Here is a 12653-nt window from a genome sequence, read left to right as displayed (position 1 = left end):
GCGGGGCGGCCGGCGGGCCGGTGCCAGAATGGCCGCATGAGCACCCCTGCCCACCTCGCCCCGCGACCGCCCGCCTTCGGCTCCACCCGCGCCGATCTGTGGCTGCAGGTGCTCCTGGTGCTCGGGGTGTCCCTGGGCGCCTCGGCCCTCTGGGCGGTGCTGTCCCTCGCCGAGCACCTGGCGCGCGGACCGCTGTCCGAGGCGCAGGCCACGATGAACCCGCCGCTGAGCCCGCAGCCCCTCATCGACCTGCTGCGCCAGCTCACCGGGATCGCCCTGGACCTGGTGCCGGTGCTGCTCGCGCTCTACCTGCTCGCCGGCTCCGCCGGCGCGCTGGGCACGGTCCGCCGGCGGATCGGCCTCGACGCCCGGATGCCCCTCCCGGACCTGGGCCTCGGCACCGTGCTCTTCCTGCTCATGGGCCTGGGCACGCTGGCGCTCTACGGCGCCGGCCGGGCCCTGGGTGTCACCGCGGAGGTGACCACGTCCGGGCTCGCCGCGCACTGGTGGACGGTGCCCGTGCTGCTGCTCTCGGCCGTGCGCCACGCCCTGGTCGAGGAGGTCGTGGTGGTCGCGTTCCTGACCGACCGGCTGACCCGCATCGGGTGGAGCTGGCCCGTGGTGCTGGTGGTCACGGCCCTGTTCCGCGGCAGCTACCACCTCTACCAGGGGATCGGGCCCTTCCTCGGCAACGTGGTGATGGGCCTCGTCTTCGCGGAGCTCTACCGGCGCACCGGCCGGGTGATGCCCCTCGTCGTCGCGCACTTCCTGCTGGACGCCGTCGGCTTCCTCGGGGCCGCCCGGCTGCTGGGCTGAGCCCCGCCCCGCGGTGCCCGGCCTCAGATGGTGACGGCGCCGTCCGGGGTGCTGAACGTGACGGAGAGCACCCCGGGGGTGCCGTCCGGATAGCGCCAGTCGACCTCGAGGTCCTCGAGGGCGGTCTCGACGGGAGCGCCCAGCCACTCGGCGACCCGCTCCGGGGCACCGGCGATGGTCATCCCTGCGAGCCCGACGTCCGTGATCCGCGCCTGGGACGGGTGCATCTCCGGGGCGGAGTCGAAGTGGATCATGAACGGCAGCTGCGGATCGGCGATCAGGCCCTTGACGCCGATCTGGTGCCACTCCAGGCACCGGCCGTCCGGGAACACCCGGTGGCCGGGCACGGAGCGGCGCCCCAGGCGCTGCTCGAAGGGGGCGAGGTCCTCGACCTCCACGACCCAGCCCAGCCAGCCGCCGCCGGCGGCGGACCGCGCGCGCACGGCCTGGCCGAAGGGCGCCTTCTCCGCCGCCGGGTGCTGGAGGACCTCGACGACCTCCACGTACTGGTGGTTCGTGAGCGGCAGGATCATGTTGCGGGTGCCGAAACGGGGGTGCACCCCGCCCTTGACCGGTTCGATCCCGAGCTGGTCGGCGATGCGCTCGGTGGTGGCCTCCAGGCCCTCCGGGCGGCAGGCGTAGGACACGTGGTCGACTCTCATGGGCACATCGTGGCACCCTGTGAGTTTCGTCTCCAAATCGGTCCGCGACGCGCCAGGCGCCGTGCGGGCGACACCCCTGCGGGGGCGTCACGCCGAGCCCCGGCTTGACGCCGTGCGGGCCTGATCCGGAGAATGCTGTCCAGGTCATGAGCGCCAGCGTCCAAGCCCCAGCTAGCTGGCCGGCAACCCTCCACCGCGGTGGGGTGCCCTGGGTGAAGACCAGGCTCCTCGCGACCGGCGAGCGAGCAAGCGCGGGTCCCCGGCGCCCGGCCGTTCCCGGCCGCACCGCCTCGGCCGGGACGGGACCCCTGAGATCCACAAGGAGTCCCACGGCATGTCCGATCTCCCCAGCACCGACGCCTCCGCCGCCCGCACCGACGCGGCCGAGCGCCCCACCCCCGAGAACCCCGGGGGCTGGGCCTTCGAGACCCGGCAGATCCACGCGGGACAGAGCCCCGACCCGGTCACCGGCTCGCGCGCCCTGCCGATCCACCAGACCACGTCCTTCGTCTTCCCCGACGCCCAGGCCGCCGCCGACCGCTTCGCGCTCGCCGAGCTCGGCCCGATCTACACGCGGATCGGCAACCCGACCACGGAGGTCGTGGAGAACCGGATCGCCGCCCTGGAGGGCGGCGTGGGCGCCCTCATGCTCAGCGCGGGGCAGTCGGCGACGACGTTCGCCGTGCTCAACGTCGCCGGCGCGGGCGACCACCTCGTGGCCAGCCCCAGCCTGTACGGCGGGACCTACAACCTCTTCAAGTTCACGCTGCCCAAGCTCGGCATCGAGACCACCTTCGTCTCCGACCCCGACGATCCCGAGGCGTGGCGGCGGGCGGTCCGGCCCAACACCAAGGCCTTCTTCGCCGAGACGATCCCGAACCCGCGCAACGACGTCCTCGACATTGAGACGGTCTCCGGGATCGCCCACGACCACGAGGTCCCGCTCATCGTGGACAACACCGTGGCGACCCCCTACCTCGTCCAGCCCCTGCGCTGGGGCGCGGACGTCGTGGTGCACTCGGCCACCAAGTTCCTCGGCGGGCACGGCACGGCCATCGGCGGAGTGATCGTGGACTCCGGGGCCTTCGACTACGGCCGCTACCCGGACCGCTTCCCCGGCTTCAACCAGCCGGACGAGTCCTACGGCGGCCTCGTCTACGCCGAGGCCCTGGGCGCTGAGGGGCCCTTCGGCGTCAACCTGTCCTACATCCTCAAGGCCAGGGTGCAGCTGCTGCGCGACCTCGGCTCGGCGATCTCCCCGTTCAACGCGTTCCTCATCGAGCAGGGCATCGAGACGCTGTCCCTGCGGATGGAGCGGCACGTGGCCAACGCCGGGACGGTGGCCCGCTGGCTCGAGGCCCGCGAGGACGTGCGCTCGGTGACCTGGGCCGGGCTGGAGTCCTCCCCGTGGCACGAGCGGGCGCAGAAGTACGCGCCCCGGGGCGCCGGGTCGATCCTGGGCTTCGTCCTCGACGGCGGCCGGGAGGCCGGGGCCGCCTTCGTGGACGCCCTGACCCTGCACTCGAACGTCGCCAACATCGGCGACGTCCGCTCCCTCGTGATCCACCCCGCGTCCACCACGCACAGCCAGCTCCTGCCCGAGGAGCAGCTGGCCGCCGGCGTGGAGCCCGGCTTCGTGCGCCTGTCCGTGGGCCTGGAGCACATCGACGACATCCTGGCGGACCTGGAGCAGGGCTTCGCCGCGGCCGCGGCCGCGCAGGGAGGACAGGAGTGACCGTGACGGTCGTGAGGGGCTCCGGCGCCGGGACCGCCGTCCGCGAGGACGGCGTGCCGCGGGTCGCCGGGATCGGCGAGCTGGAGCTCGAGTCGGGCTTCCGGCTGCCCGACGTCCGGATCGCCTACGAGACGTGGGGCACGCTCGCCCCGGACGCCTCCAACGCGGTGCTCGTCGAGCACGCCCTCACCGGGGACACCCACGTGGCGGCCGGCCGGGCCCGCCCCGGCGCCCCCGAGGCCGAGCGGCGCGCCGCCGAGAGCGGCGGCTGGTGGGAGGGCCTGATCGGCCCCGGCGCCGCCATCGACACGGACCGGTGGTTCGTGGTCTGCACCAACATCGTGGGCGGCTGCTACGGGTCCACGGGCCCGGCGACCCCCGCGCCGCCGAGCGTGGACCCCGAGGGCCGCCCCTGGGGCTCCCGCTTCCCGCTCATCACCGTCCGGGACTCCGTGCACGCCGAGGCGGCGCTGGCCGACGCCCTCGGCATCGACGCCTGGCGCCTGGTCATCGGCGGCTCCATGGGCGGGGCCCGCGCCCTGGAGTGGGCCGTGACCCACCCGGACCGCGTCCGGGCGTGCGCGGTGGTCGCCGCGTGCGCCCAGTCCAGCGCCGAGCAGCTCGCGTGGGGCCAGGCGCAGAACCTCGCGATCCGCCAGGACCCGCACTTCCGCGGCGGGGACTACTACGACGGCCCGCCGCCCGTCACGGGCCTGGGCCTGGCCCGGCGGATCGCCCACATCACCTACCGCTCGGCCGACGAGCTGCACCACCGGTTCGGGCGCTCGCCGCAGGCCGAGGAGCAGGTCATCGACACGCACGCCGGCGGGCGGGGGCGCTACCAGGTGGAGAGCTACCTCGACCACCAGGCGTCCAAGCTGGCGGGCCGCTTCGACGCCAACAGCTACCTCGCCGTCAACGAGACGCTCATGTCCCACGACGTCGCGCGGGGCCGCGGCACGCTCGAGGAGGCGCTGTCCGTGACCTCGTGCGAGTGGCTCGTGGCGGCGGTGGACTCCGACCGGCTCTACCTGCCCCGCGAGTCCGACGTCCTGGCCGCCGCGCTGCCGGGGGACGTCCGGCGGCACACCCTGACCTCGCCCTCGGGCCACGACGGCTTCCTCATCGAGGCGCCCCAGCTCGGCAAGCTGCTCGTGGAGACCGTGCTGCCCGAGCGCTGAGCCGGGACGGGGTCCTCAGCAGTTCCCGCTCGCTCAGCCGTCCGCGGCCCCCCGGTCGTCGCCGGGCCCCTCCCCGGGGGACTCGCCGGGCGCGACGCCGCCCCCGGGCACCGTGGGGGTGCCGAAGTGCGGCCGCTTCGGCCGGACCTGCGCCCCGGAGCTGGTGCGCCGGATCCGGCGGGCCACCCACGGGCGCAGATAGCGGTGCGCCCAGACGAGGTCCTCGCCGCGGGCCTGCCGCCAGGACGAGGGCGGGCGGTCGGGCACCACCTCGGGCACGAGGCCGTGCGCGAGGCCCAGGGTGTCGAGGGCCTCGACCGCGATCCGGTGGTGGCCCAGGGGCGAGAAGTGCAGCCGGTCGGGGTCCCACATCGCCGGGTCCGCCAGCTCCTCGGCGACCCGGTCCGCCCAGCCGCGGTGCCCGCCGGGGGAGCCGGGGTCCGGGTCCCCGATGCCCTCCGTGAACGAGTCGCCGATCGCCACCATGCGGCGCCACGGGTGGACTGGAAGTGCGGTGTCCGGGGGCCCCGGCGTCGTCTCGGTCATGCCTCCCGGTCTACCACCGGTCCCGGCGGGCGTCCACGCGCCCGCGCCGCGGGCCCCCGGGACCGGGTGGCACACTGGTGCCATGACCGACGCCACCGTCCCGACCGGGACCGCCACCCCCTTCGCCGTGTGGAGCAGGGACGCCGACGCCCGCCCCGGCACCCCGCTGCTCGTGCTCCTGCACGGCTACGGCTCGCACGAGCAGGACCTCATGGGTCTCGTCCCGGCCCTGCCGGGCGAGTTCAGCGTGGCGTCCGTGCGCGCCCCCCAGCCCGCCGGGTTCGGCTACCAGTGGTTCCCGCTGGCCGCGGACCTCAGCTTCTCCCTCGACCGGGTGGCCGAGGCCGTGGAGCCCGTCGCGGCGTGGCTGCGGAAGCTGGCCGCGGACCACCCCAGCACCACGCTGCTGGGGTTCTCGCAGGGCATGGCCATGGCCACGTCCCTCGCCCGCCACATGCCGGGCGAGATCGCCGCCGTGGTGGGGCTCTCCGGCTTCGTGGTCCCCGGCGAGCACCCCCTGTTCGCCGACGAGCAGCTGCGGGAGCGGCCGCTGCGGATGTTCTGGGGCCGTGACCCGCAGGACCCGGTCATCCCGCAGGAGCTCGTCGACTCCACCGCCGAGTGGGCGCTGGAGCACGCCGACGTCATGAAGGTGCACTACACCGGGGTCGGCCACGGGATCAGCCCGCAGGAGGTGGGGCACGTGCGCGAGTACCTCACCCACGTGGTGCTGGGGGACCCGGACCGCCCGGTCAGCCGCCCGCGGTGATCCGCACCGAGGCGCCCCCGGCGGAGACGACGTCCCCCGGGTGCAGCTGCCGGCCGCGCCTCGTCTCGACCTCGCCGTTGACCGAGACCTGACCGTCCTCCACCAGGCCCCGGGCGTGCGCCCCGTCCTCGGCGAGGTTCGCCAGCTTCAGGGCCTGGCCCAGCCGGATCATGTCGTCGCGGATGGGCAGTTCGTCGGGGCCGCCGGGCTGCTGGGGAGTCGTCATGCCCCCATTGTCCCAGGTCCCGCCCGGTCGGCGGGCACGGCGGGAATTGGCTACCCTGGGACGAGGACGTCGCACGCGGCGTCCTCGTTCGTGACGGCCGACGACGGCCGGTCCCCGCCCGGCGCACCGCCGGGCCACACCACCCACCACGCGCGTCCGCAGCCGGCGGTCGGGCGAGACCCTGGAAGAATCCCACATGGCCCCCAAGTCCACACTGGACAACGTCATCTCGCTGGCCAAGCGCCGCGGTTTCGTGTTCCAGGCGGGTGAGATCTACGGCGGTTCCCGCTCGGCCTGGGACTACGGGCCCCTCGGCGCGGAGCTCAAGGAGAACATCAAGCACGAGTGGTGGCAGACCTTCGTGCGCGGGCGCGAGGACATGGTGGGCCTCGACTCCTCGATCATCCTCCCGAAGGCCGTGTGGGAGGCCTCGGGTCACGTGGCGACCTTCACGGACCCGCTCGTGGAGTGCACCTCCTGCCACAAGCGCGCCCGCCAGGACCACCTGGTCGAGGCCTTCGAGGAGAAGAAGGGCCGCGCCCCCGAGAACGGCATGGCCGAGATCCCCTGCCCCAACTGCGGGACCAAGGGCCAGTGGACCGAGCCGCAGCAGTTCTCCGGGCTGCTCAAGACGTTCCTCGGCCCGGTCGACAACCAGGAGGGCCTGCACTACCTGCGGCCCGAGACCGCCCAGGGCATCTTCGTGAACTTCAACAACGTGGTCACCGCCGCCCGGAAGAAGCCGCCGTTCGGCATCGGGCAGATCGGCAAGGCGTTCCGCAACGAGATCACCCCCGGCAACTTCATCTTCCGCACGCGCGAGTTCGAGCAGATGGAGATCGAGTACTTCACCCACCCGTCCGAGGCCGGGCACTTCTTCGACGAGTGGGTCGAGGCGTGCTGGACCTGGTTCACGGACCTGGGCATCGACCCGGACCACATGCGCCGCTACGACGTCCCCGAGGACGACCGGGCGCACTACTCCGCCGGCACCATCGACATCGAGTACCGGTTCGGCTTCCAGGGCAACCCGTGGGGCGAGCTCATGGGCGTGGCCAACCGGACCGACTACGACCTCGGCGTGCACAACGAGCACTCCAACACGGACCTCAGCTACTTCGACCAGCAGACCAACGAGCGCTACGTCCCGTACGTGATCGAGCCGTCCTTCGGCCTGACCCGGTCGATGATGGCCTTCCTCGTGGACGCGTACACCGAGGACGAGGCGCCCAACTCGAAGGGCGGGGTGGACAAGCGCACGGTCCTCAAGCTGGACCCGCGCCTGGCCCCGGTCAAGGCCGCGGTGCTGCCGCTGTCCCGCAACGAGGACCTCTCGCCGAAGGCCAAGGACCTGGCCGCCGAGCTGCGCCGGAACTGGAACATCGACTTCGACGACTCGGGGGCGATCGGGCGCCGCTATCGCCGCCAGGACGAGATCGGCACCCCGTTCTGCATCACGGTGGACTTCGACACCCTCGAGGACCAGGCCGCGACCATCCGCGAGCGGGACGCGATGACCCAGGAGCGCGTGGCCCTCGACCAGGTGAAGTCCTACCTCGCCGGGAAGCTCGTCCGCTGATGAGCGGCGCGCTGACCGGCCCCGGGCTGCGGCCCTGGCGGGACGGGGACGACCTGCGGCTGCTCGAGGTGTGGCCCGACCCGGAGACGCCCCAGGCCGCCGCCTTCCGGGCGACCCTGCGCCCCGACGACGACGCCCCGTGGTCCCGCACGGTCGTGGCGGAGGACTCCGGCGTGCCGGTCGCCGCCGGCACGGTCTACGAGTCGGCGCTGCACCCCTCGAGGCTGTGGGCCTACGTGGAGGTCGCCCCCGACCGCCGCGGCGAAGGCCTCGGACGGGACCTGCTGGAGCGGCTGCGCACCGAGGCGGCGGGCTCGCCCTCGGGCGTGCAGGCCCTGCGCACGAAGGCGGCGCCCGGCTCGGCCGGCGAGCGCTTCGCCCGGGCCGCCGGCCTGGACCCCGTCCAGGACTCGCGCGTGGTCCGGGTGGCGGCCGGTGCCCTGCCCCTCCAGCCGCTGCGGGAGCACCCCGACGGGACGCCGGCGCAGGCCGTCGAGGACCTGGCCACCGGCTCCGTCGAGCTGACCCGGGCGCTGTGGGCGTTCTACCGGGCCGTGCACGCCTGGGACGAGCCGGCGGACCTGTCCGTGGGACGGGTCAACCAGCTGTTCCTCTCCGACGCCGCGCACGCCTTCGGGGCGCTCGTGCTGCGCAATGGCGTGGGCCCGGGGGAGCGGGGCAGGATCTCCGCGTTCGCCGTGAGCTACCGGCCCGTCGAGCTCGACGCCGCCCCCGGCGCCCCCGCCCCGGAGGACGCGCCGGACGAGCCCGCCCACGTCGTGCTCGGCTGGACGCCGGGGGACGCCGCGGCAGGTCCCGCGCTCGAGCAGCTGCTCGCGCTGCTGGCCCACCACCACCCCGTGCAGTTCCAGGTGGACGGGTCGATGGAGCCGCTGACCGCCGTCGTCGACAACCTCCTGGCGGCCGGCGCCGCCACGGTCGTGGAGACCTCCGTCGTCCTCGCGGAGCCCGGGGACTGAGCGCACGGGCCGAGCACCGGTACGCGGGAGGCCCCGGCACCTCGAGGTGCCGGGGCCTCCCGCGTGCCGGCGCCGGGTCCGGCCGCCGCGGGGAAGGGCTCAGCCCGCCGTGCTCGCGTCGACGCGCCGGACCTCGGCCCGGTCGCCGGCCTCGGCGCCGGTGTAGTCCTGCTCCCCGTAGAGCCAGTCGGTGTAGTCCCAGATGCCGTGCCGGTCCGCGGACTTCCACAGCATGTTGCGCACGGTCCGCTCGACCGGGCCGGTGAGGTGCCAGGACTCGCCCCACACCCGCGCCGTCGTCTGGATCCGCGCGGTGCGCGGCTGGCGGACGGCGTTGTACTCCCGGAACACGGCGTTCCACCGGGAGGCGTCGTGGTGCTCCGGGTCCGCGAACACGGACCGCGCGGCGATGGCCTCGAGGGCGGCGGCGTCCTCGAGGGCTTGGCAGGCGCCCTGGGCGAGGTACTGCAGCATCGGGTGCGCGGCGTCGCCGGCCAGGGCGATGTTGCCGTCCACCCAGTTCTCGATCGGCACGCGGTCGAACATGGGCCAGCGCTGCACGTGGCTGAGGTTGTCGAGCGCCGCCCGGACCTCCGGCACGCAGTCCCGGTAGGCCTCGCGCAGCTCGGCGTCGCCCTCGTAGACGAGCTGACCGGCGGCGAAGGACGGCGAGCGGTAGACGGCCACGGTGTTGAACAGCTCCCCCTGGCGCAACGGGTACTGCACGAGGTGGCACTCGGGGCCCATCCACACGACCACGGCCTCCATGTCCCCGGCGTGGGTGATCTGCGAGATCGGCAGCGCGCCGCGGTAGGCCACGTACTCGGAGCCGACGGGCTGGTCGTCGGAGAGCTGCGCGCGGACCACGGACCTGATCCCGTCCGCGGCGACGATCGCGTCGGCCTCGAAGACCCGGCCGTCGTCGGCGGTCGCCCGGGCCACGGCGCGCCCATGGACCTCCACGTTCTCGGTCTTCGAGACCCGGACGTTGTTGTGCAGGGTCACGCCGAGCTCGGCGCACTCCTCCATGAGCAGGCGGTGCAGGTCCGAGCGGTGGGCCACGATGTAGGGGGCGCCGTAGCGCTCGTAGTACTCGCCGGTGACGTCCTCCCGGAGCAGCTCCTCGCCCGTGAGGGCGTCGCGGAAGACGATGTACCGGGGGGCCACGCCGGTCTCGACGGCCCGGTCGAGCACCCCCCACTCACGCAGCAGGCGGGTGGCGTTGGGGGACATCTGCAGGCCGGCGCCGACCTCCCCGAACTCGGGGGCCTGCTCCACGAGCTCGACCTCCGCGCCGAGCCGGCGCAGGGCGAGGGCGTTGCCGAAGCCGCCGATGCCGCCTCCGATGACGAGGACCTTGGTGTGCTGTGCCATGGTGGTGATTCCTTTCGAGCTGTGCGGGACGATGTCAGGCAACCGGCTGGGTCCGTACGACCCGGGGCGCTTGGCGGGCCTTGGTGATGACGGGCAGGAGGGCGAACTGCAGGACCGTGGCGACGGCCGCCGCCCCCGCGAAGAGCAGGAACACGGGGTGGACGCCGTCGGCGGGGTCGGCGTGGGCGCCGAGCACGAGCCCCGCCGTCTGCGGGGCGAGGACGGCGCCGATGCGCCCCACGCCCAGGGCCCAGCCGAGGGCGGTGCCGCGGAGGCTGTCCGGGTAGTACAGGGTGATGGCGCCGATGATCAGGGACTGCGTGCCGTGCGTGCCGACACCGGCGAGCACGAGCATCAGGTAGATCAGCCAGACCGGCTCGTCGCCGACGACCATGATCACGAGCAGCCCGGCCGCGGCGGCGCCCGAGGCGACGGCGCCGGTGAGCACCGGGCCGAACCGGTCCCCGGCCCAGGCCGTGAGCACGGAGCCCAGCACCGCGCCGAGATTGAGGACGAGCGCGAACGTCAGGGCCCCGCCGATCTGCGCGCCCTGCAGCCGCATGAGGTTCGGCAGCTCGGTGCCCAGCCCGTACCAGGCGAAAAGGGTCGCGAGGGTGGCGGCGGCGAACAGGATGCTCATGGTCAGGTGGGGCGGGCGGAGCAGGGACCCGAAGCCGGGTCCGTGCACCTGCGCGGCGGCCGCGGCGGCCCGCTGCTCCGGGCCGGGATCGGCGGGGATCACCTTCAGGGCCACGGGCACGAGCACGACGAGGGCCAGGACGGGGAAGACGAACATCCACCGCCAGCCCTCCCATCCGAGCCAGTCCGCCGGGATCACGGGGATGCCGGTCAGGGCGGCGAGCGAGCCGCCGATCGGCACGCCGGACATCATGAGCGTGGCCATGGCCGAGCGCCACCGGGGCGGGATGAAGTCCGCGGCGAGGGCGTTGGCCGAAGGCACGAGACCGCCCAGGCCGAGCCCCGCCACGAGGCGCAGCAGCGCGAAGACCCACTCGTCGGGGGCCACGGCGCACGCCACGGTCGCCAGGGAGAACACCACCGTGCACCAGACGACCGTCTTCTTCCGGCCCAGCCCGTCGGAGAGCCGCCCGGCGAAGACCGCCCCGATCATCATGCCGAGGAACGCCGAGGAGCCCACCGTGCCGGCGGTCGCCTGGGACATCCCCCACTCCTCCATGAGCGAGGGCTTGACCGTGCCGAAGACGATGAGGTCGTAGCCGTCGAAGACGATGAGCAGCCAGCAGACCAGCACGGCGATCCATCGGGCGCGCCGGCCCACCGGGGCGGGCGGGGCGGCGGCGGCAAGAGCCGTTGCGGACATCGGGACTCCGTTTCACAGGTGAGGGGCGCCACCGGCGTGCGGCGCGTCACACCAGGATGTGCCCGTGACCGGCACGCCCCGAAACTTATTCTGCTGGATGGAACAAACGGTGTGCCGTGGATCTCCACCGGGGTGCGGCGGGCGCCTACACTGGGCCCGTGCAGAACCAGGACCTGGAGCGGAAGCCGGCCTACTCCCTGCAGTCCGTGGACAACGTCCTGCGCCTGCTCCAGATGCTGCGCGACTCCGGCGGGGTGCGGCTCAAGGACGTGGCGCAGGAGCTGGGGGTCGCCCCCTCCACCGCGCACCGCCTCCTGTCGATGCTCGTCTACCGCGGCTTCGCCGTCCAGGACGACTCCCGCCGCTACCTCGCGGGGCCGGGGCTCGGCGTCTCGGTCCCCGAGTCCGGCTCGCACAGCCGGCTGCGCGCTCTCGTGCAGCCCTACCTGGAGCTGCTCAGCGAACGGACCCACGAGACCACGAACCTCATGGTCAGGGTCGGCACCACGGTCCGCTTCCTCAGCTCCGTGGAGGGGGCGGGGCTGCTCAAGGTCGGCGACCGGCGCGGCGCCGTCCTCCCGGCGGCCGCCACCTCCGCGGGCAAGCTCCTGCTGTCCTACCTCTCCGAGGAGGACCTCGCGCGGCTGTTCCGCACGGGCTCGGCCCGGACCGTGGGGGAGTACCTGGACGAGGCCGCCTTCGGCTCCTTCGTCCGGTCCCTCGCGATGATCCGCTCCGTGGGACTGGCCTTCAACCGCGAGGAGGCCGAGCGCGGCGTCTCCGCCGTGGCCTGCGCCGTGCGCGATCCCGAGGGGCGCCCCCTGGCCGCCCTGTCGGTGTCCGTGCCCGTGCAGCGGGCCGGCGTGATCGAGGACCGGGCGGTGATCCGGGCGCTGCGGGAGGTGTGCCGGGAGATCGAGGGGGAGATCGCCGCGGAGATCGAGTCCGGCCGGCCCCGGTGAAGCGGCCGCGGAACACCGGAGGAAGTTTCCATCCAGCAGAATTCATTGCCGGTCCCGCCGGTGCCTGCTCTAGCGTGGCCAGTAACTCACATCACAGCGCAGGGTGGTCCGCCCCGCGACCCGCGAGCACCGAGGAGCTCACCATGAGTCACGACAACCAGATGACGGTCCCGGCCCCCACGCCTCAGGAGCAGGCCCAGCTCGACGCCCTCTACCAGGACTTCGAGTCGGGCCACATGGTCCCGCTGTGGACGGAGATCGGCAACCTCATGCCGGAGGCCCCGGCCTCGGCGGCCGTCCCGTTCGTGTGGGAGTGGGGAAACCTGCTGCCGCTGGCGCAGCGGGCCGGGGACCTGGTGCCCGTGGGCCGCGGCGGGGAGCGGCGGGCCATCGCGCTGGCCAACCCCGGTCTGGGCGGGCGCCCGTACGCCACCCCCACCCTGTGGTGCGCCATCCAGTACCTCGGCGGCCACGAGGTGGC

12 protein-coding genes, 1 pseudogene and 1 riboswitch are annotated in these 12653 nt (G+C 73.8%); of the genes and pseudogenes, 8 read left to right on the top strand and 5 right to left on the bottom strand.

Annotation, left to right across the window (positions count from 1 at the left end; all coding sequences use genetic code 11):
* Positions 1-36 precede the first annotated feature (36 nt).
* Positions 37-816 carry a CPBP family intramembrane glutamic endopeptidase gene (locus tag RF644_RS14510; RefSeq protein ID WP_133410485.1) on the top strand — a complete coding sequence of 260 codons (780 nt, stop codon included), beginning with the start codon at positions 37-39 and terminating at the stop codon, positions 814-816.
* 23 nt (positions 817-839) lie between these two features.
* Here the strand turns inward: RF644_RS14510 and RF644_RS14505 are convergent, their stop codons facing one another.
* Positions 840-1478: a VOC family protein gene (locus RF644_RS14505; protein WP_284562468.1), complete on the bottom strand. Its 639-nt coding sequence runs from the start codon at positions 1476-1478 to the stop codon at positions 840-842.
* Positions 1479-1620: 142 nt separating this feature from the next.
* Positions 1621-1736: riboswitch (SAM riboswitch) on the top strand.
* A 76-nt stretch (positions 1737-1812) separates the two neighbouring features.
* On the opposite strand from RF644_RS14505, the gene RF644_RS14500 reads away from it, so the two are divergent.
* Both RF644_RS14500 and RF644_RS14495 read left to right on the top strand, forming a co-directional pair.
* Positions 1813-3213: a bifunctional o-acetylhomoserine/o-acetylserine sulfhydrylase gene (locus RF644_RS14500; protein ID WP_368797003.1), complete on the top strand. Its 1401-nt coding sequence runs from the start codon at positions 1813-1815 to the stop codon at positions 3211-3213.
* 11 nt (positions 3214-3224) lie between these two features.
* Positions 3225-4394 (top strand): homoserine O-acetyltransferase, encoded by a 1170-nt coding sequence (locus RF644_RS14495; protein WP_237740447.1) that lies wholly within the window; start codon positions 3225-3227, stop codon positions 4392-4394.
* 33 nt (positions 4395-4427) lie between these two features.
* On the opposite strand, the gene RF644_RS14490 is transcribed toward RF644_RS14495, so the two are convergent.
* Positions 4428-4940, bottom strand: coding sequence for a hypothetical protein (locus RF644_RS14490; protein WP_368797002.1), 513 nt, complete (start codon positions 4938-4940; stop codon positions 4428-4430).
* An 82-nt stretch (positions 4941-5022) separates the two neighbouring features.
* Here RF644_RS14490 and RF644_RS14485 point away from each other — a divergent pair, with 82 nt between their 5' ends.
* On the top strand, positions 5023-5709 hold the full coding sequence (locus RF644_RS14485; RefSeq protein ID WP_368797001.1) for an alpha/beta hydrolase: 687 nt from the start codon (positions 5023-5025) through the stop codon (positions 5707-5709).
* On the opposite strand, the gene RF644_RS14480 is transcribed toward RF644_RS14485, so the two are convergent.
* Positions 5693-5935, bottom strand: coding sequence for an RNA-binding S4 domain-containing protein (locus RF644_RS14480; protein ID WP_035926391.1), 243 nt, complete (start codon positions 5933-5935; stop codon positions 5693-5695). The genes RF644_RS14485 and RF644_RS14480 overlap by 17 nt on opposite strands.
* 196 nt (positions 5936-6131) lie before the next feature.
* Between RF644_RS14480 and RF644_RS14475 the strand changes: the two genes are divergently transcribed.
* Together RF644_RS14475 and RF644_RS14470 are read left to right on the top strand one after the other, a co-directional pair.
* The gene (locus RF644_RS14475) at positions 6132-7514 is read left to right on the top strand and encodes a glycine--tRNA ligase (RefSeq protein WP_368797000.1); all 1383 of its coding nucleotides are present in this window, start codon (positions 6132-6134) and stop codon (positions 7512-7514) included.
* Positions 7514-8494, top strand: coding sequence for a GNAT family N-acetyltransferase (locus RF644_RS14470; RefSeq protein ID WP_368796999.1), 981 nt, complete (start codon positions 7514-7516; stop codon positions 8492-8494). Before RF644_RS14475 ends, RF644_RS14470 begins: the two co-directional genes overlap by 1 nt.
* 99 nt (positions 8495-8593) lie before the next feature.
* Here the strand turns inward: RF644_RS14470 and RF644_RS14465 are convergent, their stop codons facing one another.
* Complete coding sequence (locus RF644_RS14465) at positions 8594-9868, bottom strand: FAD-dependent monooxygenase (protein ID WP_368796998.1); 1275 nt, start codon at positions 9866-9868, stop codon at positions 8594-8596.
* A 34-nt stretch (positions 9869-9902) separates the two neighbouring features.
* Entirely contained in the window at positions 9903-11210 is a 1308-nt protein-coding gene (locus tag RF644_RS14460; RefSeq protein WP_368796997.1) for an MFS transporter, read from the bottom strand.
* 116 nt (positions 11211-11326) lie between these two features.
* On the opposite strand from RF644_RS14460, the gene RF644_RS14455 reads away from it, so the two are divergent.
* On the top strand, positions 11327-12172 hold the full coding sequence (locus tag RF644_RS14455; protein ID WP_368796996.1) for an IclR family transcriptional regulator: 846 nt from the start codon (positions 11327-11329) through the stop codon (positions 12170-12172).
* Between the two features lie 143 nt (positions 12173-12315).
* A pseudogene (locus tag RF644_RS14450) lies at positions 12316-12653 on the top strand (cupin); the annotation flags it as partial.

This window comes from Kocuria sp. CPCC 205258, assembly GCF_040981005.1.
GTDB lineage: Bacteria > Actinomycetota > Actinomycetes > Actinomycetales > Micrococcaceae > Kocuria > Kocuria rosea.
Note: the sequence above shows the minus strand (reverse complement) of the source record. Positions and strands in the feature narration are given on the sequence as shown.